Here is a 20,091-nt window from a genome sequence, read left to right on the forward strand (position 1 = left end):
ATCAACTGGCCGCTACGGACGTTCGGCCTGAACGGTCAGGAATACGAATTCTGGCGTTAGGACCTCTTCGAAGCCGTGATTCAGCTCTGCATCGACGCTGATGCTGTCTCCTGCTGAAAGAGTAAATCGGGCCTCGCCATAGCGATAGATGGCCTGCCCTTCGAGAACCTGCACAAACACGACGCCATGGCCGACATAAGTGGGTGGCTGCCCCTCGTCGCGCAACAACGTGACACGACGGGCCTGAAAGCGCAGGTCCTTCCGGGAATGCAGTGCAAGGTTGACGTATTCGTGCGAATGGCCGCCCGCCAGTCGCGTAGACTTTAGCCCTTCGCCATGGCGAACCAGCGTATAGTCGGTGTGGTCTGTCCGCGCTTCGCGAAATAGCGATACGATTGGTACCTCTAACGCTTCGGCAAGTGCAGCCAGCGTATCGATTGACGGAGAGACCAACCCGTTTTCGATACGGCTGACCATAGCAGCTGAGATACCAGACTGTTCTGCCAACCGACGGGCGGATTGCTTGCGGCTTTGGCGCAGCTCCCTGAGCGAGGCACCAATAGCGCGATCAATCTGTCTTCCCGGCGTGTCATCGTGCATGATTCAATCCGTCAATCCTCGGCGTAGTAGCCCACCACGTCCCCTTCCGTTGTGACACCCAGACCATTCAGCAATCGGTTGGCATAATTGAAATATCCGACGATCTGGTTGATCTCGAGAATCTCTCCGTCTTCCCAGCCGGCATCTTTCAATGCGCGAACTTCGGATTCCTCCATTGCACCCGGCGACAGGGTCAGCTTTTGCGCATAGATCAGCGCGGCCAACTGCGCACCTTCAAATGCATCCTGCGGCCGGTGGGCCTTTAACGCGGCCTCGATTGCGTCGGCGCGTGCGTCGTCACCGATCAGATGTCGGGCGTTTGCCCAATGGTTGGCATAAGAATAGGGGCAGGTGTTCAACGTCGATACGTAAGAGCTGATGACTTCCTGAAACCACATGGGTATGGAATTGGCTTCATCGTGCAGGCACGCGCGATACAGAATGACGTGACCTTTCATGGTGTTGGGACGCAGTGAATGCACGCGCATCACGTTGTCCACGGTCCCGTGTGGTGTGCGCGCCAGATCCAGAGTCGCTCTCAGGTGCTCGTCGGCATCTTCGTCAGATATCATCCGAATCCAGGCGGACATTCACGTTTCCTCTCGTGTTTTCTGTTTCTATTTTCGCGGCGTGTGCCGTTCGGCTGAGTTTTTTATTGACGAATATTGCACATTAAGCAACCATATTGAACAGCGCGCAACGAATTTGAGGATTCTGAAGCTTTGCCAGATCTCTCCACTCTGCCTGAATCGCCGCGAATGACTTCGTGCGCATGCGTGCATGACCTCATGTTGCGATCGCACTACCACAGCGTCATAGATCAGCGGCGCCAGCTGATCCGCATCTTGACAGGTTCGGTATGACACAGCTCTCCCCCATGATCGAAGTGACCAATCTGGATAAGTTCTATGGGACTTTCCATGCGCTCAAGAACATCGATCTGACCGTTCATCAAGGTGAGAAGGTGGTAATCTGCGGCCCGTCCGGATCGGGAAAGTCCACCCTGATCCGCTGTTTCAACGGGTTAGAGTGGCATAATTCCGGGCGTCTCGTGATCGATGGGATCGAAGTCTATGAAGGTGCCAAGGAAATCCGTGAACTGCGACAGGAAGTCGGCATGGTCTTCCAGCAGTTCAACTTGTTTCCGCACCTGACTGTGCTTGAAAACCTGATGATCGGACCGATGAAGGTGCGCAAGCTATCCAAGGCTCAGGCCGAGGAAACCGCGCGCAATTATCTCGACCGCGTTCATATTCCTGAGCAGGCCGATAAGTACCCGGCGCAATTGTCGGGGGGGCAGCAACAGCGCGTCGCTATCGCGCGGTCCTTGTGCATGGAAACACGGATCATGCTATTTGATGAACCAACATCCGCGCTTGATCCCGAAATGATCAACGAGGTGCTGGATGTGATGGTTGAACTGGCCGATACGGGCATGACCATGGTGGTTGTCACGCATGAGATGGGGTTTGCGCGCAAGGTCGCCGACACGATGGTCTTTATGGAGGCGGGGCAGATCGTTGAAATCTCGCCGCCCGATCAGTTCTTCACCAACCCGTCAAGCGAGCGCTGCCGTCTATTCCTGAACCAGATATTGGAACACTAACGTGACCGATCTGGGCATATCACAGGGACGCGGGCAAGCGCTGCCGAAGCCGCCACTATACAAGCGGTTCTTTGGCTCGGTGTTAGTGTCCGTCGTGATCTATGCGGTTATTGTCGGGTTGATCGCCTACGGGTCATATGTTGGCGCGCAGGGTATGGGCTATAATTGGCAGTGGTATCGCGTGCCTCAATTCCTGTACCGCAACACCGAGATTGGGTTCGAGTGGGGCGAAATCCCCATCGGACTGGTTGCCACGATCAAGCTGTCAGTTACCTCGTTTCTGCTGGCCACAGCTATCGGGTTGCTAGTGGCGTTACTGCGCTTGTCCGGCTTGGTAGTTGGCACTGCTGTCGCGGTTGCCTACCTTGAACTGATCCGCAATATCCCTCTGCTGGTTCTGCTTTACCTGTTCTATTATGTCCTGGGTCCTATCTTTGGATTTGATCGATATACCGCCAGCATCCTGACTTTGGCGGTGTTTCATTCAGCCTTGATTTCAGAAATCCTACGGGCGGGGATCAACGCCATCCCGTCTGGTCAGTGGGAGGCGGCCAAGTCTATCGGTATGACCCCCTATCAGACCTACAGATATATCATTCTGCCGCAATCTGTTCGCTTTATGCTACCGCCCATGACGGGCGAGGTCGTCCACCTGATTAAATCCTCGGCTATTGTCAGCGTCATTGCCGTGGCCGAACTCACCACCTTCGGGCGCAACATTATATCCGACACGTATATGAGTTTTGAAATCTGGTTCACTATCGCGCTGGTCTATCTGGTGGTGACCCTGATCCTGTCGATTGGCGTAAGCTATCTGGAGAAGAAATATGCCGTCGACCAATAACCACGAGAACTTAACCGGACAACAAGGAGAACCAAGATGAAGCTATCTCGCAGAATGCTCGGGGCGGCCCTGAGCGCGGTCGTGGCAACAGGCATGGCGACCTCAGGCTGGGCGCAAAGTGCGACTCAGGAACTGTCCCGCGAAAGTGTGATTGAAACGATCAAACAGGATGGAGTGATCCGGATTGGTCTGTCGCTGTTCGTGCCGTGGTCGATGCGCGACAAGAATGGTGATCTGATCGGGTTCGAACTTGATGTCGGTCGCAAGCTGGCCGAGGACATGGGTGTAGAGGTCGAGTTTGTACCGACCGCCTGGGATGGCATCATCCCGGCGCTCGTATCCGGCAATTTCGACGTGATCATCTCAGGCATGTCGGTGACTGCGCAGCGAAACTTGACGATCAACTTTACCGATCCCTACGCGTATTCGGGCCTGGCTATTATGGCTAACAAACAGTTGACCGATGGTATGTCTTTGGAAGATTTCAATAAACCTGAGGTCACCTTTGCCGCTCGTCGCGGTGCGACACCAGCTACAGTGATCGCGGAAAACTTCCCCAACGCGACGCTGCTGTTGTTTGATGAAGACGGTGCATCAACGCAAGAAGTGCTAAACGGAAACGCGCATGCTTCGATGGCGGCTCAACCTACGCCGAACCGCGAGGCCGGTCGCCATCCGGAAACTCTGACCGTTCCGTTCGATAACCTCTATGATCCGCGTGGCGAAGCGTTCGGAGTACGCAAGGGCGATCCGGACGCCATGAATTTTTTCAACAATTGGATCGCTCAGAACTGGCGGTCTGGTTGGTTGGAAGAGCGTCACAACTATTGGTTCGCAACTGAAGAGTGGGCAGACCAGGTTGCCCAATAACCAATTAGCCGGGGGCGGATCAGCCGCCCTCGGGCCTTAAGCGGAGCGCCCAGGTGCCTGAATTTCTTAGAAAACTCAGATGGCCAGATTATCTGATCGTGGCGGTATTGATCGCCTTCTTCGGATATATCTGGCTGTCGATCGAAGGTACGCTGAACTATAAGTGGCGGTGGGAATTGATCCCCAGCTACATCGTCGGCTGGCATACTGGGCGAGAAGAGTATTTTGCCAATCTATTGCTGCAAGGCTTGGTGGCGACGGTTCGTATCAGCATTTATTCCGGCATTTTGGCGCTCATTCTGGGTACAATTCTGGGGATCGCGCGCTGTTCTGCCAACCTGACCATACGCATGCTGGCACGCACATATCTTGAATTTCTGCGTAATGTGCCACCGGTTGTTGTTGTCTTTATTTTCTTTTTCTTCCTGTCACAGCAACTGATCGACGCACTAAACCTTGAACGCTGGGCACGTGGAATTGCGCGGCAGGAAGACAACCACATCTGGACATTTTTCTTTGGTGAGATGCGGCGCTTTCCGTCGCTTGTCTCAGGTGTCATCGTTCTGGCGCTGTTTGAAAGCGCATTTGTCGGCGAAATTGTCCGTGCCGGTATTCAATCGATCCCCAAAGGTCAGCGTGAAGCTGCACGCTCGATCGGGATGAGCCGTTTGCAAGAGCTTCGCTATGTCGTGCTGCCGCAGGCGATGAAAAAGGTCGTCCCGCCGCTGGCCAACCAGTTCATCTCACTAATCAAGGACAGCTCGATCTTGTCGCTGATCTCGGTTCAGGAACTGACCTACAAGACCGTCGAGTTGGTCGCTTCGTCCCGGATGATTTTTGAGGCATGGATCACAACGGCTGCATTCTATTTTGTCGTCTGCTTCGGCCTCAGCCGCATCTTTGCGCGGCTAGAGAAACGATCTGACAAGCGCTAGGTTCAGGTCACATTCGGACCTGAACCATTCCATCCTGAATCCGTGTCTCAAAGACCCGCATTGCTCGGGTCGCAGGCGCTGAAACGGGCTTGCCATCACGCACATCGAACGCGCCCTGGTGCAATGGGCATTCGATAACATGCCCATCAAAATAGCCGTCACACAGATCAGCCCCACCATGGTTGCACAATGCCAGCGAGGCATAGACACCGCTGGGTGTATCATAAACTGCAATCAATCTCGGCCCGATCTGAACCCGCGTGACCCAGTTTTCTTCCAGCTTCGATGCCTCGATCACATCGCGCCAAGGTTTGTCTGCTGCCATCGCTCAGGCCTCGGCTTTGCGTTGCACGATCTGCCGCAGAATGTCGCGATGCGCAGCCAGATATCCACCTTTCTCGACGAAGATATGATCCTTTAACTTCTCATGCAGACGGGGCAGAGCGTGAAAGGGAACTGAGGCGACATAGTGATGTTCAGCATGATAGTTCATATTCCAGCATAAAAATGACATCGGCTTTGACACCAGATTGGTGCGCGTGTTTTCTGACATCTGCGCCACGGTGGGACGTCCGACATGCTCGGTCATTCGTATGAATCGCATCACCGGCTCACCCAGAAACAGGGGTATGATCCAATACCAGATCAATCCCCACCATCCGGTGGAGGCCATAGCCAGAAAGATCAAAGCGTAAATGGCCAGCATGCGGCGCGCGTCCCAATAGACCGACTGATGCTCCTCTTTGGGAATGAAACTCAACTCGGCCTTGCTGAGCTTCCCAAAGGCATGTCGGAACAGCTCAGTTAATTTACCGCGCCAATAAGGCAGGGCTGACAGGTACAAAAAGTACTCGCCAAGGGATTTGGGCAGCGGGATCAGTTCGGGATCCTCTCCGTTCAGTTGCGTATATGTGTGATGATCACAATGTTCGTATCGGAAGAACCGATGCGGCAGAATGATGATCAGCCCGCAAATCTGACCAACCAGATCATTCAACCTCCGGGTGCGAAACACGGTATAGTGCACACACTCATGCTGAAGTGAGAAATGATGCACCAAGACGACCCCTTGCAGAAACATCGCGGGCCAAATCAGCCAACTGTTCCAGGCTAGGGTGATCAAAGTTGTCGTGCAGGCCAGCACTAAAATCCACATTGCAAGATGACGTAACCCGTGCGCGTTCGAGCGTTGCATGAATCCCTTGAGTTCTTCGCGCGTCAGTTTTCCTTCGGCCAGAGCCTGAGTCAGCGGCGTAACAATAGCTTTTGACATGTGATTTCCATGATTTTGCCGGAGCGGGGGTCTTGCCCTCTGCGCATATTCCGGCACCGGAGACGGGAGTGCTCCGCACCATAGGGCCAACTCGAACAGACCCTATTATCTAAGAGTATTTCCACAGCTCGTGATTCGATCAAGCCGCTATTGATCAGCCAACTGCACGCAGACCGATATCCGGATCGGGATGGGCGAACAGGGCGGCCGCGCAAGGGTGCCGATCCAGGATTGATTGGCCGTAAGGCAACCGTTCGGCATGGAATGTACCGTGGTTCCAATAAGTTACGCCATCGATTTCGATGGAAGGATCAATAACGTTCCAGCTGATTTCACCGGGGGCGTACGCCCCGCAGGTGTGGAAATGCAGGATGCGTGGATTTCCGAAAGCGGAGCCGCCCCAGCGTTCATAGTTTTCGCGCATATCCCAGGGGTAGCCGCAGCCCGGATGGATACCTGCATGCCAAGAGTGCACGAAATTGCGATCAATTCCCAACTGGTTGGCTACCCGGTCATAATGCGCCTCGGCCCGTGCGGCGTTGTCGGGATCGCCGTCAAAACGCTGCAGCCGCCCATTCTCCATCATCGCAAAGACGGGGCGGTCGAATTCGATGGTGTAGTCATCGTAATACTTCGACCCCGTTCCCGTCAGAAAACTGATCGCGACACGGCCCGAGAAACTGTGGGCAGGAACCGGGGTAAAGACTGACATCGGAAAACGCAGGATCGAGGTGTCGCCCGAGGGTTGCAGGTTCATCACTGGCCGACCGCTTACATCAGTGCCCAAAGGGCAAGTGATCCGCACCTCGCTGGCCGCGTCCAAGACCGCGTTGATATCGGCCTTAAGCTCCATGAACGCATCGTGGTGGCCGTTGGAAAAACCAGATCCCAGCATTTCTTTGGTTAAAGCGAAGCTAACGATGACTTTCTTACCCTGCGGCATGTCCGAGAACCGCAACTGATCCCCAAGCCGGGCCAGAAATAGAATGATGTCTGCCGCTTCGAACCGGGCAAGCAGATCGGGCGATAATTGCGGATTGTCCGGATTGAAGCCCACATCAACCGTGTCGACCCCCAGCCCAAGTTGACGGGCCGCCTGACTGACAACATTTACGCTGTCGGCGTCGAAATATCCAAACTCTGCAGGTTCATAGGCAATCAGCAGCCTTTCACCCGCCGCCGCGCGGGCGCAATTGACCAGCAGATTGTAAGCGCCCCGCTCTGGCGTCATGTCGGACATCGACATCTCCTGATTACTTGACACTATCAACTTACGGCCTAGGGCCGCCGGCAATCCATTTGAAAGTGATAATGGCTGACATTAGGATGACTAATATGATCTTGAATCTGCCATACTCCGCGCTGCGAGCCTTTGAGGCAGTTGTACGCCATTCCGGCTTTTCGCCCGCCGCCGAGGAACTGGGGGTCAGCCAAAGTGCCGTCAGCCAGCACGTCAGATCGCTCGAGGAATGGCTTGGGCGGGATTTGCTGGTGCGCGGTGCGCGGCAATCGCGACCTACCCGCGAAGGTGAGCAATTGGCGCAGGCAATCTCGGATGGGTTGGGGCGCATTTCAGATGTGTGCGCGCAACTTCGCGATCGAACGCGTGCGGACCGGACCATCGTGATTTCGTGCTTGCCGGGGTTTGCATTCAACTGGCTGTTTCCAAGGCTTCTGCACTTTGATTTGGCCCACCCGGACCTGTCTATTTCGATCGCGACGGATACGGGATACTATCCGTTTTCCGGTGCGGATTCCGATATCGGCATTCGATATGGTCTTGGTGAATATCCCGGGTTTGAAGTTGATTTGCTTATGCGGGAAAGGCTGTTTCCCGTCTGCGCGCCCGCGCTGTTGCCTGAACTGAAGCGCATTGAAGATTTGTCACAGCACACACTGCTCGTAGATGAAAATCTGCACCATGGTACGTCCAGCCCAACATGGGAGTTCTGGGCGCGGCAAACCAATCTGACATTGCCGTTTGAAGTGCGCACGCGCCGATTGGGCCAATCAAACATGGTCATACAGGCAGCGATAGAGGGACTGGGGGTGGCGCTTGGGCGCGAACCGCTGGTGATTGATGCGTTGTGCGATGGCCGTTTGGTGCGACCGTTTCAGCAACTGACCCAATCGCCACTTTCCTATTGGCTCGTCCGGCGCCCTGATAGCAAAGACAGCCAAAAAGTCAGCGAGTTCCTGAACTGGATCAAGGCCGAAGTTGCTTCGCAGCCCGATCTGCCCCCGTCGGTTATGCTGCCGAATTAGCTTGCCTTATATGTATCATTACAAATCCGGAATGGTGTATTGCACTGACGCTGCCATAATGGCGCTAAGCCAACTGATCAAATTGGAGAGCAAACCATGTACCTCAGAAATTGCTGGTATGTTGCCGCCTGGAGCAAGGATATCGGGCGCGAACTGAAGGCTGAGACATATCTGGGTGAGAACATTGTGCTCTATCGTCAGCAGGATGGGACGCCCGTTGCGCTTGAGAATGCCTGCCCGCATCGCAAGCTCCCGCTATCCGATGGCAATCTGAAAGGGGATCTGGTCGAATGCGGCTACCACGGGCTGACATTCGATTGTTCGGGCAAATGTACGGACAGCCCAACGCAGCGGGGGATGACGCCTCGGCGCGCGGTGGTGAAGTCTTATCCAGTTGTCGACCGCTATCGCCTGCTCTGGATCTGGATGGGCGATCCTGAACTGGCTGATCCGGACCTGATTTTCCCAATCGAAAACTTTGATGACACGAGCTGGGGCCTAACCGATGGCGGGGTGATGGATATCGATTGCCATTATCTTTGGGTTTGCGACAACCTGCTTGATCCCAGCCACGTGGCCTGGGTACATGTCTCGTCATTCGCCGGCGCGGGAACGGATGAAGAGCCTCTGGACGTCAAAAAGACAGATCGCGGCGTGATTGTCTCGCGCTGGATCGAAAACAAACCTCCATCGCCTTACTATGCCAAACTGGTCTCGTTCGACGGCGATTGCGACCGCTTGCAGCATTACGAAATGTGCATGCCCGCAATCGGGCTGAATAAGTCCATCTATACTCCGGTTGGCACGGGTGGATATGACAAAGATCCTGTCGATGAGACATTCATCAACATCTCTTACAACTTCATGACGCCAATCAACGAGGATCAGACCAGGTATTTCTGGTTCCAGCATCGCAACTCTGATCCGGACAATGCCGAGGTTTCGAAATTCATGAATGATGGTGCGCGGATGGCGTTTCTTGAAGACAAAGATGTGCTGGAAAAAGTGCACAAGGGCATGAAAAACGCACAGACACCGCATATTGATCTGGGTTTGGATGCCGGGGCAAAAACATACCGACGCGTGCTCGACCGAGCGATCGAGGCCGAGGCCGCTGTGCCAGAGGGTGCAATTCGGCAAGCCTAAAACTTGAACAGGGGCCAGTTCCCGGCCCCTTATCTTAGGTGTTGCTATAGATGACAGGGAAGCGCCCACCGGCAAAGGGAGCACCCGATTTCAGGTCGTCATCATGCAGCCATTCAGTAACGCTATCGCGCGGTTCATAGGTGGCACCTTCAACGGCAAAACGTACCGCATATCCACGCCTGCGACGGGTCGAGGTTCGGTTGCCCATCGCCGAATGCACAGTCATTCCATCGAAGGCCAGGGCATCGCCAGGTTCCATCTGTTCATAGTGGAATATGTCATATTTAGTGCGATCCGCCTCGAAATCGGGCATGTCGATATAGTCCGGGTTATCCTCTTCCAGATAGTGAAGAAACTTGCCAAGCTGGTCAGTTTTGAAAGGCCGGTATTTTGCGCCCCAAGCGTGCGAGCCACGGACAAATTCCAGCGCTCCATTGTCTGTGTCGACAGGATCAAGTGCGATCCACATTGTCATGATGGGACCGGCCACAGGCCAATAGGGCTGATCTGTATGCCAGCCTGTCTGGGTGCGTGTGCCAGGTTCTTTCACGAAAATTTGGTCATAGATCAACGAAGTCCAGGGGCTGCCCGCCACCTCGGCCACGCGCTTTCCAATATCTGAGTTCAGACAATAGTCCTGAAAGACACTCGGTTTTTCACACATATTTTTATAGGCAAAATACCGGTCACCCTTTTTGACCTCTTCGTCCACGGCATCACGCAACTTGTTTAACCAATCGTCCCTGAGGATGTTTCTCAATAAAACGACGCCATCGCGCGCATACGCTTGCTGAACAGAATCTGTATCCGGTGTGTTTATCATAGTTCTTCCATCCATAGCATCCGCCTCATTTCCCGGCGGGCTTGAATTCAGGCGCAAAGCGCCACGGTCTGCATGGAGTCAGAGAGAGGGTGAACTGCGGCAGTTTATGATGAAGCAGGGCCAGCGGGATCGGGCCGACCATTTGCCGGCAAGATTCCGATGAAACTGTTCGATTTTGAAGGTCATGCGCCATGGTAGCCCTCGACCTTTGATTGCGCAAGCAGTTTTGCGTAATGGTAAATATATTTATTGACGATATATTTTTTCTGATAAATATTGTGCTTGTTATGCAAAAATACTCGGCATTTTCACTCGCCCGTAACGCGATTTCTGGTCATAAGAACTGGTCCCGAGCCTGGCGAAGCCTGCCACTCAAAGACCGGTACGAGGTGGTGGTGATCGGGGCAGGGGGTCACGGGCTGGCCACGGCTTATTATCTGGCCAAAGAGTTTGGCATAACCGACGTCGCCGTGCTGGAACGGGGCTGGTTGGGTGGCGGAAACATAGCGCGCAATACGGTTACGATTCGGTCAAATTACATGCGTGACGAGTCGATCCCGTTCTACGTCAAATCCGTCGAGATGTACGAAAGGCTGACGCAAGAGCTGAACTTCAACATGATGCATTCCAAGCGTACCATGGTGGATGTGGTGCAGACCTGGCCCAAACTGCGAGAGTTGCGGCGTCGGCAATTGGTCATGGACATCTATGGCTCGACATATGAACAGATCACGACAGAAGAATTGCGCAAACGCATACCTGCGCTGACAGGCGGTGGGCCAGATGCGCGCCTGCCGATCATCTGCGGAATGGTCCACACGGACGCAGGTGTAAACCGTCATGATGCGGTGGCCTGGGGCTATGCCCGCGCGGCGGATGCGATGGGGGTGGAGATGCACCAACAGACCGCCGTGCAAGCATTGATCCGTGGCGCTGATGGGCGCATCGAAGGTGTCGAGACCAATCGCGGCACCGTGCGGGCGAAAAAGGTTGTGGTGGCCGTATCGGGCCATACCACGACGTTGACCGAGACAGCGGGGCTCAAGCTGCCATTGCGCACGATGAACCTGACGGCCTTTGTGTCCGAACCAGTGAAGCCCTTGGTGGATGTCATCGTAAATTGCCCGGACAGTGGGTTCTATTTCAGCCAGTCTGACAAGGGCGAGATGGTGATCGGCGGCGCTCCTGATATGGGGCAAAGCTTTCGTCGCGACATCAAGCAACATGTGTTCGAAGACACTGTGACCGCGATGCTGTCGCTTTTCCCGAGCTTCAAGAAACTCAAACTAATGCGCCAATGGGGTGGGCATCTTGATATTGCCCATGATGCCTCGCCCATCATGGATCAGACTGAGGTACCGGGGCTGTTCGTGACCGCTGGATGGTGGGGCGGATACAAAGCCATTCCTGCGGGCGGACTGACGCTTGCGCATCTGGTCGCCAAAGGCGAGCCGCATCCGCTGATGGCCTCGTTCACTTTAGGCCGCTTCCGCCATCTGGAATTTGTGATGGAAGCCGGCACCACAACGGCGAGATAGGAAGGGACAGGATCATGATGCTCATCCCCTGCCCATTCTGTGGCAAGCGCAATGAAAGCGAGTTCGTCTATGGCGGCCCGGTCGGTGCTACTCGACCCGATGCCAACGCCGTCAGCGATGCTGATTGGGTCGAATACCTGACCATAACGCCCAACCCGATGGGGCCTGTGCAAGAGCGGTGGTGGCACGCTCGGGGCTGTGGCGAGTGGCTGACAATCTGGCGGGATACCGTGAAGCATGACATTGTGGAGGTGCCCGATGGCTCAGATTAATCGCCGCGCAGTGGGTGGTCGTGTTGAACGAAGCCGCCCTCTGACGTTCCGGTTCAATGGGAAAACTTACGAAGGGTTCGAAGGGGACACTCTGGCCTCGGCCCTGCTGGCGAACGGGGTGCGAGTAACAGCCCGTAGTTTCAAGTACCACCGCCCACGCGGCATTGTCGGACACGGTCCCGAAGAGCCAGGAACGCTTGTGGAGCTGGAAGGCGAGGACGCCTCGGGCAACCGTCCAGCGACTACGGTTCCATTGCGCGAAGGGCTGAACGCACGCTCGGTCAATTGCTGGCCATCGCCCGAGTTTGATCTGGGCGGGATCAATCAATTGATTGGCCGTTTTATTCCTGCGGGCTTCTACTACAAAACTTTCAAATGGCCTAACTGGCATCTGTTTGAACCGTCTATTCGCAAGGCAGCGGGTTTGGCCGCAGCGCCTGCGCACCCGCCGTCATCGGGGCATTTCGAAGCGCGCTACGCTCATGCAGATGTCTTGATTGCAGGTGCAGGTCCCGCTGGCCTGCAAGCTGCACTTGAGGCTGGTCGGGCGGGCAAGCGTGTCTTCCTCGCAGACGAGGGAACCGAAGCGGGCGGCAGCCTCCTGAACCGCACCCTGACCATTGGCGGGCGTCCGGCGATGGATTGGGTGGGCGAAGCGGTTGAAGAACTAAGCCAAATGGCAAACGTCACCCATCTTCAGAACGCGACCGTATGGGCCTATCGCGAACACAACCTACTGATCGTCAATGAACGCGAGCCGGATCAGGCCAGCATTCTAGAACGCAACTGGCGGGTCCGTGTTGCTGAGGTGGTGATCGCCACCGGGGCTACGGAACGGTCGATGGTGTTTGCCAATAATGACAGGCCGGGCGTCATGTTGGCCTCATCCGTGCAGGCCTATGTCAATCGTTGGGGCGTGACACCCGGTCAGAGTGTGGTTCTGTTCACCAACAACAACAGCGCTTACGCAGTGGCCGCCGATCTGGTCGCAGCTGAGGTAACGGTTAACGCGATCCTCGATAGCCGCGACACGGTTCCAAGGGAATCTCTTGATCTGGTGTCGGGGATAACCGTCCATGCCGGAACAGTAGCCGCCGATATCCGAGGGTACAAAAGCATCCGTGCTGTCAAGGCCGTTCCCAAGTCCGGGGGCGCAGGCACCTGGATCGACTGCGACTTGCTGGCTCATTCCGGCGGTTGGAATCCGACGGTGCACCTGTGGTCTCAGTCCCGCAGCACACTTCGGTTTGATGAAGAACTCGCTGCGTTTTTGCCCGATCAACCGATTCAATCCTGTCGGGCCGTCGGCGCGGCGGCGGGGGATCTCACACTGGATCGGATCATCGATGACGGTTCAGAGCTGCCTTATTCGATTGAACCGCTATGGCGCGTAGATGTGCCAGGGCAACGCGGAAAGGCATTCCTGGATATTCAGAACGATGTTGCGGTCAGCGATGTGCATCTGGCGCTGCGTGAAGGATATGACAACGTGGAACATGTCAAACGCTACACCACTGGCGGGATGGGCGTAGATCAGGGCAAGACGGGCAATATCAACATTATTGGCACCGTTGCTTTGCAAAAGGGCGTTCCATTGCAAGATGTTGGCACGACGACATTCCGCTCTCCCTACACGCCAGTCTCATTCGGTGCGATTGGGGGGCTGCGTGAGGACTCGGTGTTGTTCCCCTACCGGCACACGCCGGTGACCCAATGGAACAAGGATTATGGCGCAGTGATGTATGAGGCTGGTGCCCGATGGCGCCGTCCGGGGTTTTTTCCCAAACCCGGTGAGGGCCTGCAAGAGGTGGTGAACCGGGAATGCCGCGCGGTGCGTGAAGGCGTTGGCGTATACGACGGTTCGCCGCTCGGCACGTTCGAGCTTAAAGGGCGCGATGTACCGCGCTTTCTGGATTTTCTGTATTCGAACATCATGTCCAGCCTGAAGCCCGGCGATGGTCGCTATGGTCTTATGTTGTCGGATGACGGTCTGATCATAGATGACGGGGTGGCCTTTCGGCTGGATCAGCGCCGCTGGATAATCTCGACCTCAACGGGCCATGCAGACGCCGTCAACCAGCACATGGAAAAGCTGCTTCAGACCGAGTTTCCTGACTGGCAAGTCATGATCACAACTGTGACAAGCCAGTGGAACAACGCCACCATTTGTGGACCCCGCGCGCGCGATGTCATGCACGCGCTGTGTACGGATATCGATCTGTCGCCCGAGGCATTCCCCTTCATGTCGTTCCGGGACGGTACGGTAGCGGGGTTCCCTGCGCGGGTTGTGCGCGTCAGTTTCACCGGTGAGCTATCCTATGAGGTCAACGTTGCCCCACGCCACATGGCCGCCTTGTGGGACAAGGTGATGGAGGCTGGTGCACCCTTTGATATCCTGCCTGTAGGATCGGAATCCAGCCATGTCTTGCGTGTGGAAAAAGGCTTTCTTTCGCTGGGTCACGAGGTCGATGGTACCGTGGACGCCTATGACCTGGGCATGGGCTGGGCAATGTCGAAGAAAAAGCCCGACTACCTAGGCAAGCGCTCGGTCCACTTGCGCCGTGAAGCGGAAGGGAAACGCCGGGAATTGGTCGGCATCTTGCCCGAAGACCCTGACAAGCAAGTGCCCGAAGGCGCGCCACTGACCCCTAAAGGTCGCAAAGAAGCGACCGAAGGATTGGTTACCGCCTGCGTCTGGAGCGTCGTCAACAATCGCTGGGTTGGCCTGGCGTTGCTGAAGAACGGGCAGGAGCGACACGGGCAAACCGCGCATGTTCGGCTGAAAGACGAGGTGATCCCGGTGACCATCACAAAGCCTGTATTCCATGACCCCGAGGGTCAGCGCCTGAGGTCCTGAGATGAGCTACGACGTCAAGATCGAACGCCAAACCCTGAATGCGCTGTTTGACCTCAAAGGGGATCCCGAGGTCGTTCAAAATTGGGCCGAGTTTTCTCTGCCAAGCCGCCCCAACACAAGGGCGATGCAGGAAGCGGTTGAGGTATATCACATTGGACGCAATCACTGGATTGTACGTGCTTCGCTGGAACTGGAAGATGTGCTGGAAGCGCAGCTCAAACCCACGGACTGCCCTGCAGATATCAGTATCGTTCGGGTTTCGGACACTCTTGCCTTCTTTCGCGTCACCGGCCCTCAAGCCGTGGATGTGGTGACCATTGCCTGTCCGCTTGATCTGCACGCCTCTGCCTTTGATGATGACGCGGTAACGTATTCTGAGCTGTTCGGCCTCAAAGCACTGGTGATGCGATGCGAGGGCGGTTTTGAGTTCGCTGTTGAACAGAGTTTTGGCGATATGGTTCAGGATTATCTGACCCGAGCAACTGCCTGACGTAATTCGAAGCAGGGGCGGTTTACGCTTTATGGCTATTCATTACCTCGCCGGTCTATATGCATATCGTCCGGGAACAGGGTTCAGATAAGGACATAGCGGACTTATCGAAAGTCATTGGCTGGCACAAAATCCTTTGTGAAGTGTTGCTTTTAGACGGGACATCGCGCCACAGGTGCAAGGCTTGCAAGTTCCGATCATTTAGTATACCGCCGCATACAATTAGGATGCTCGGGCGTTCATAACGTCTTTGAGCCCCTGCTAATCGAGCCACATATACCGGAACGAGCCATGAGCCTTTACACCAACTACCTCGACGAAATTGAAGCCCGCAAAGCGCAGGGTCTGCATCCGAAACCGATTGATGACGGCGCGCTTGTCAAAGAGCTTGTTACACAGATCAAGGACGTCGATCATGCGCATCGTGCGGATTCTCTAAACTATTTCATCTATAATACGCTGCCCGGCACGACCAGCGCCGCTGGCGAGAAGGCACGTTTTTTGAAAGAGATCATTCAGGGCGAAGCGCTGGTTGACGAAATTTCAGTACCCTTTGCCTTTGAACTGCTGTCGCACATGAAAGGCGGTCCTTCGGTTGAGGTTCTTCTTGATCTGGCTTTGGGTGGTGATCCCGAGATCGCAGGGCAGGCGGCTGAAGTGCTGAAAACACAGGTCTTCCTATATGAGGCTGATACGGATCGTTTGAAGGAGGCGTTTTCTGCCGGAAATCCGGTCGCACGCGACATTCTTGAAAGCTATGCGCGGGCCGAGTTCTTCACCAAGCTGCCCGATATCGAGGAAGAGATCAAAGTTGTCACGTATATCGCTGCCGAGGGCGATATTTCGACTGACTTGCTGTCGCCGGGCAACCAGGCACACTCGCGCTCGGATCGGGAGCTGCATGGCAAGTGCTTAATCTCGCAGCAAGCGCAAGACGAGATTCAAGAATTACAGCGCCAGCACCCAGATAAACGCGTGATGCTGATTGCTGAGAAAGGGACAATGGGCGTTGGCTCGTCCCGGATGTCGGGTGTCAACAACGTTGCGCTTTGGACAGGCAAGCAGGCCAGCCCATATGTGCCATTCGTAAACATTGCCCCGATCGTGGCCGGCACGAACGGTATCTCTCCGATCTTTCTGACCACCGTTGGTGTGACGGGCGGGATTGGTATCGACCTGAAAAACTGGGTCAAAAAAGTCGATTCCGAGGGGAATCCGATCCTCAACAATGACGACAGCCCTATCCTGGAGCAAAAGTACTCGGTCGAAACCGGGACAGTGCTCACGATCAATACGAAAGACAAAAAGCTTTATGACGCCGATGGTGCCAATGAGCTTGTTGATATTGCCTCGTCCTTCACTCCGCAAAAGCAGGAGTTCATGAAGGCCGGCGGATCCTACGCCATCGTGTTCGGCAAGAAGTTGCAAACATTTGCAGCACAGACACTGGGAGTCGAGCTGAAGTCGGCATTTGCGCAGTCGAAAGAGATCAGCCGAGATGGACAGGGCCTGACCGCGGTTGAAAAGATCTTTAACCGCAACGCTTTGGGAGTAGCGGAAGGCACGGTCTTGCACGCCGGGTCGGACGTACGGGTCAAGGTCAACATCGTAGGATCGCAGGACACCACTGGCCTGATGACCTCGCAAGAGCTTGAGGCGATGGCGGCGACCGTGATTTCTCCAACCGTCGATGGTGCGTATCAGTCCGGTTGCCACACCGCCTCGGTCTGGGACAAGAAGGCGCAAGCCAACATCCCCAAACTGATGGCGTTTATGAACAATTTCGGCCTGATCACAGGGCGCGATCCCAAGGGTGAATATCACTCGATGACTGACGTGATCCACAAGGTTCTGAACGATATCACCGTGGATGATCGCGCCATCATCATTGGGGGCGACTCGCACACGCGCATGTCCAAAGGTGTGGCTTTCGGGGCGGATTCGGGCACCGTTGCCTTGGCACTGGCCACGGGCGAAGCAACCATGCCCATTCCGGAATCCGTGAAGGTGACGTTCAAAGGCAAAATGGCCGATCACATGGATTTCCGCGACGTGGTCCACGCGACACAGGCTCAGATGCTGAAGGCATTCGGCGATAACGTGTTCCAGGGGCGTATTATCGAAGTTCATATCGGAACCCTGCTGGCGGATCAGGCTTTTACCTTCACCGACTGGACGGCCGAGATGAAGGCGAAGGCTTCGATCTGTATTTCCGAAGACGAGACCCTGATCGAGTCACTGGAAATCGCCAAAGGTCGGATTCAGATCATGATCGACAAGGGAATGGAGAATGAGGCACGGACCCTGAAAGGCCTGATCGACAAAGCCGACGCACGTATAGCCGAGATCAGATCCGGCGCAGTTCCAGCCCTGAGGCCGGATGAAAATGCCGAGTATTTTGCCGAGCTGGTCGTTGATCTGGACGAGATCAACGAGCCCATGATCGCCGACCCTGATGTGAACAACGCGGATGTCTCCAAGCGTTATACGCACGATACGATCCGGCCTGTTTCCTACTACAAAGGGGAAAAGAAAGTGGATCTGGGATTTGTCGGATCTTGCATGGTCCACAAGGGTGATCTGATCATCGTATCGCAGATGCTTAAGAACCTTGAGAAGAAGGAGGGCAAGATTGAATTCAAGGCCCCTCTGGTCGTCGCGGCGCCAACCTACAACATCGTTGATGAGTTAAAGGAAGAAGGTGAGTGGAGCATTCTTCAGGAATATTCCGGTTTCGAATTCGACGATCTTTTCCCCAAGACATCAGCGCGAACCGAATATGAAAATACGCTGTATCTTGAGCGTCCGGGCTGCAACCTTTGCATGGGTAATCAGGAAAAGGCTGAGAAAGGTGATACTGTTCTGGCGACATCTACCCGCTTGTTCCAAGGGCGTGTTGTCGAGGACTCGGAAGATAAGAAAGGTGAATCCCTTCTGGCTTCCACACCGGTAGTTGTACTGTCTGCCATCCTCGGGCGAACTCCGAAAATCGAGGAATACAAGGCCGCTGTCCAAGGGATCGATCTGACCCGCTTTGCACCGCCGGTCACCAAGCCCGCAAATTTCAATTCGGCGCATTTCTGATTGGAAAAGGCCGGTCGCCGCTCAGGCGCACCGGCCTTTTGCTGTTTAACAGGATCCACTCTGAGTCGATAAGTTTAGCAATGCTTGTATTGCGGTATGAGATTTTGGCCATTTCAGTAGGGTACACGCCCAGAATCTCAGTTTATGGAAAGCGAATTTTAACGGTTCTACTAGCGACGTAAACCACACGCCCATCGCTTGACGCTTAATAAGATAGACGCCAAAACGCGCAAAATTTGATTTTGAAACATCGCGGGAAATGCTCACGGGTTCAAATAGTCATCTCAGTTCGCTTGGCCAAAGAAAGTTGAAGGCCTGCTCCTTCCGGCTTTCGGGAAATTGGCTTGTATCCTTACAAAAACGCATTTGAACCCTTTAGAAATAAGGCTTTTTTACTCCACTCGGAGGGTATGAGGTCACAACGTCCCAAACAGTTTCTTGCATTGCGCGCGCCGCTTCTTGTCCTGGTGAAACTGCCGCAGAACCATCCCACCTTTTCAGCTTGTGAGATAACCCCACAGGAGATCTGCCATAGAGCACTGCGTAATGTGTCAGAGCAACTAAATAGGCTCCATAATCGTTGAAATGGATATCATCAGAGAACAAATCTTCATGTGTTTGAATGGGCCCTATCCCGTTTTCCTTTTCGACTCGACGGGCAAACGCGGCCATGACTTGACCCACAGGAATAACATAAATGGGATTGTTGACATCTTCATATGCGAGAGCCCTAAGAAGGATCTCACCTTCCCAATAAAGTTCTAAATCTTGATCTAGCCGCGTAAGCCAACCTTCTTCGACATCCAGACCATGCCAGCTTTCATATAGATAAACCCGGGTTTCTGGATTACCTGTCCAAGCAGCGACTGCCCATTTGTGCAGGTATTTCTGTGGATCCTGGTACTTGATTGCGCTGCGAATAGGAAGCGCCTCGGTTAAAACGACCGCATCGTATTCCCCGGAACCCAATGCTTCGTGCGGATCCCGAAATTCCTGATGGGTATTTTCTTGTTCGAAACCGCTTACTGGAACGTCTGGCTCCCAGTGTTCACGCAGATTGGCACCCCAACCCAGCTGGCTATTGTAGCTGTGACCAGTGCCAGCCAATTGCGCGACCATCGCTGGCATGTCCTTGCCAACTAACGAGTGTCCCAAATGGTAGACATTGAGCGGCACCTCCGGCGGCGCGAGAGGCTCTTCATAAAGCGAGTTGAAATCTTCTCGGGCGATTGGATCGGGCAGACCACAGCGAGCAGATAGCCCGCAAGCGGAGACTAGCGTCAAAAGAAGTGCCGTGGATTTGCGTTTGAGACGGTGCAGCATGTTTTGAAACCGTTGTGTGCTTGTAATGACATATCAGTTTGCGCAAGCCTTAGTTTCACTCATCTACCTACAGGCTTGATAAAACTTCAAGCTGTTGCTGGAGCTTACCTCAAACTATGCCCAAACTAATTTCTATCAAAGCGAGCGCCAAAATCTACCCTATTG

Annotated in this window: 18 protein-coding genes; 11 read left to right on the top strand and 7 right to left on the bottom strand. The window is 54.6% G+C overall.

The genetic code is table 11. The annotated features are described in order from the left end of the window. Window positions 1-12: 12 nt before the first annotated feature. Together AC2TEM_RS05250 and AC2TEM_RS05255 are read right to left on the bottom strand one after the other, a co-directional pair. Entirely contained in the window at window positions 13-600 is a 588-nt protein-coding gene (locus tag AC2TEM_RS05250; RefSeq protein ID WP_170393837.1) for a helix-turn-helix transcriptional regulator, read from the bottom strand. Window positions 601-611: 11 nt separating this feature from the next. Then, a complete protein-coding gene (locus AC2TEM_RS05255) occupies window positions 612-1,190 on the bottom strand; it encodes a carboxymuconolactone decarboxylase family protein (protein ID WP_170393839.1) in 579 nt (192 codons plus the stop codon). Between the two features lie 269 nt (window positions 1,191-1,459). On the opposite strand from AC2TEM_RS05255, the gene AC2TEM_RS05260 reads away from it, so the two are divergent. From AC2TEM_RS05260 to AC2TEM_RS05275, 4 genes are read left to right on the top strand one after another with little or no spacing between them, the layout of a single operon-like run. Continuing rightward, entirely contained in the window at window positions 1,460-2,206 is a 747-nt protein-coding gene (locus AC2TEM_RS05260) for an amino acid ABC transporter ATP-binding protein (protein WP_304621969.1), read from the top strand. A 1-nt stretch (window position 2,207) separates the two neighbouring features. Beyond that, entirely contained in the window at window positions 2,208-3,050 is an 843-nt protein-coding gene (locus AC2TEM_RS05265; RefSeq protein WP_170393841.1) for an amino acid ABC transporter permease, read from the top strand. Between the two features lie 36 nt (window positions 3,051-3,086). After that, a complete protein-coding gene (locus AC2TEM_RS05270) occupies window positions 3,087-3,920 on the top strand; it encodes a transporter substrate-binding domain-containing protein (RefSeq protein ID WP_170422572.1) in 834 nt (277 codons plus the stop codon). 53 nt (window positions 3,921-3,973) lie between these two features. Continuing rightward, complete coding sequence (locus AC2TEM_RS05275) at window positions 3,974-4,855, top strand: amino acid ABC transporter permease (protein ID WP_170422574.1); 882 nt, start codon at window positions 3,974-3,976, stop codon at window positions 4,853-4,855. A 7-nt stretch (window positions 4,856-4,862) separates the two neighbouring features. Here AC2TEM_RS05275 and AC2TEM_RS05280 read toward each other — a convergent pair whose 3' ends face one another. The 3 genes from AC2TEM_RS05280 to AC2TEM_RS05290 all read right to left on the bottom strand — a co-directional run bounded on the left by AC2TEM_RS05280 (window position 4,863) and on the right by AC2TEM_RS05290 (window position 7,368). Beyond that, window positions 4,863-5,180, bottom strand: coding sequence for a non-heme iron oxygenase ferredoxin subunit (locus AC2TEM_RS05280; protein ID WP_170393847.1), 318 nt, complete (start codon window positions 5,178-5,180; stop codon window positions 4,863-4,865). Between the two features lie 3 nt (window positions 5,181-5,183). Then, window positions 5,184-6,128, bottom strand: coding sequence for a fatty acid desaturase family protein (locus AC2TEM_RS05285; protein WP_170422576.1), 945 nt, complete (start codon window positions 6,126-6,128; stop codon window positions 5,184-5,186). 154 nt (window positions 6,129-6,282) lie between these two features. Further along, a complete protein-coding gene (locus AC2TEM_RS05290) occupies window positions 6,283-7,368 on the bottom strand; it encodes a hypothetical protein (RefSeq protein WP_480790456.1) in 1,086 nt (361 codons plus the stop codon). Between the two features lie 95 nt (window positions 7,369-7,463). Here AC2TEM_RS05290 and AC2TEM_RS05295 point away from each other — a divergent pair, with 95 nt between their 5' ends. After that, window positions 7,464-8,393 carry a LysR substrate-binding domain-containing protein gene (locus tag AC2TEM_RS05295; RefSeq protein WP_170422578.1) on the top strand — a complete coding sequence of 310 codons (930 nt, stop codon included), beginning with the start codon at window positions 7,464-7,466 and terminating at the stop codon, window positions 8,391-8,393. A 96-nt stretch (window positions 8,394-8,489) separates the two neighbouring features. Continuing rightward, the gene (locus AC2TEM_RS05300; protein WP_170422580.1) at window positions 8,490-9,539 is read left to right on the top strand and encodes an aromatic ring-hydroxylating dioxygenase subunit alpha; all 1,050 of its coding nucleotides are present in this window, start codon (window positions 8,490-8,492) and stop codon (window positions 9,537-9,539) included. Window positions 9,540-9,573: 34 nt separating this feature from the next. Here the strand turns inward: AC2TEM_RS05300 and AC2TEM_RS05305 are convergent, their stop codons facing one another. Continuing rightward, the gene (locus AC2TEM_RS05305) at window positions 9,574-10,377 is read right to left on the bottom strand and encodes a phytanoyl-CoA dioxygenase family protein (RefSeq protein ID WP_480790457.1); all 804 of its coding nucleotides are present in this window, start codon (window positions 10,375-10,377) and stop codon (window positions 9,574-9,576) included. A gap of 272 nt (window positions 10,378-10,649) precedes the next feature. Here AC2TEM_RS05305 and AC2TEM_RS05310 point away from each other — a divergent pair, with 272 nt between their 5' ends. From AC2TEM_RS05310 to AC2TEM_RS05330, 5 genes are all read left to right on the top strand, one after another. Next, the gene (locus AC2TEM_RS05310; RefSeq protein WP_170422582.1) at window positions 10,650-11,900 is read left to right on the top strand and encodes an FAD-dependent oxidoreductase; all 1,251 of its coding nucleotides are present in this window, start codon (window positions 10,650-10,652) and stop codon (window positions 11,898-11,900) included. A 14-nt stretch (window positions 11,901-11,914) separates the two neighbouring features. Next, a complete protein-coding gene (locus tag AC2TEM_RS05315; RefSeq protein WP_170422585.1) occupies window positions 11,915-12,172 on the top strand; it encodes a sarcosine oxidase subunit delta in 258 nt (85 codons plus the stop codon). Continuing rightward, window positions 12,159-15,029, top strand: coding sequence for a 2Fe-2S iron-sulfur cluster-binding protein (locus tag AC2TEM_RS05320; protein ID WP_480856023.1), 2,871 nt, complete (start codon window positions 12,159-12,161; stop codon window positions 15,027-15,029). Before AC2TEM_RS05315 ends, AC2TEM_RS05320 begins: the two co-directional genes overlap by 14 nt. A gap of 1 nt (window position 15,030) precedes the next feature. Beyond that, the gene (locus tag AC2TEM_RS05325; RefSeq protein WP_170422589.1) at window positions 15,031-15,519 is read left to right on the top strand and encodes an aminomethyltransferase family protein; all 489 of its coding nucleotides are present in this window, start codon (window positions 15,031-15,033) and stop codon (window positions 15,517-15,519) included. 291 nt (window positions 15,520-15,810) lie between these two features. Continuing rightward, window positions 15,811-18,603: a bifunctional aconitate hydratase 2/2-methylisocitrate dehydratase gene (locus AC2TEM_RS05330; RefSeq protein WP_170422591.1), complete on the top strand. Its 2,793-nt coding sequence runs from the start codon at window positions 15,811-15,813 to the stop codon at window positions 18,601-18,603. 375 nt (window positions 18,604-18,978) lie between these two features. Here the strand turns inward: AC2TEM_RS05330 and AC2TEM_RS05335 are convergent, their stop codons facing one another. Next, a complete protein-coding gene (locus AC2TEM_RS05335; protein ID WP_170422592.1) occupies window positions 18,979-19,926 on the bottom strand; it encodes a hypothetical protein in 948 nt (315 codons plus the stop codon). Window positions 19,927-20,091 lie beyond the last annotated feature (165 nt).

Source organism: Ruegeria sp. HKCCD3925 (assembly GCF_057221175.1).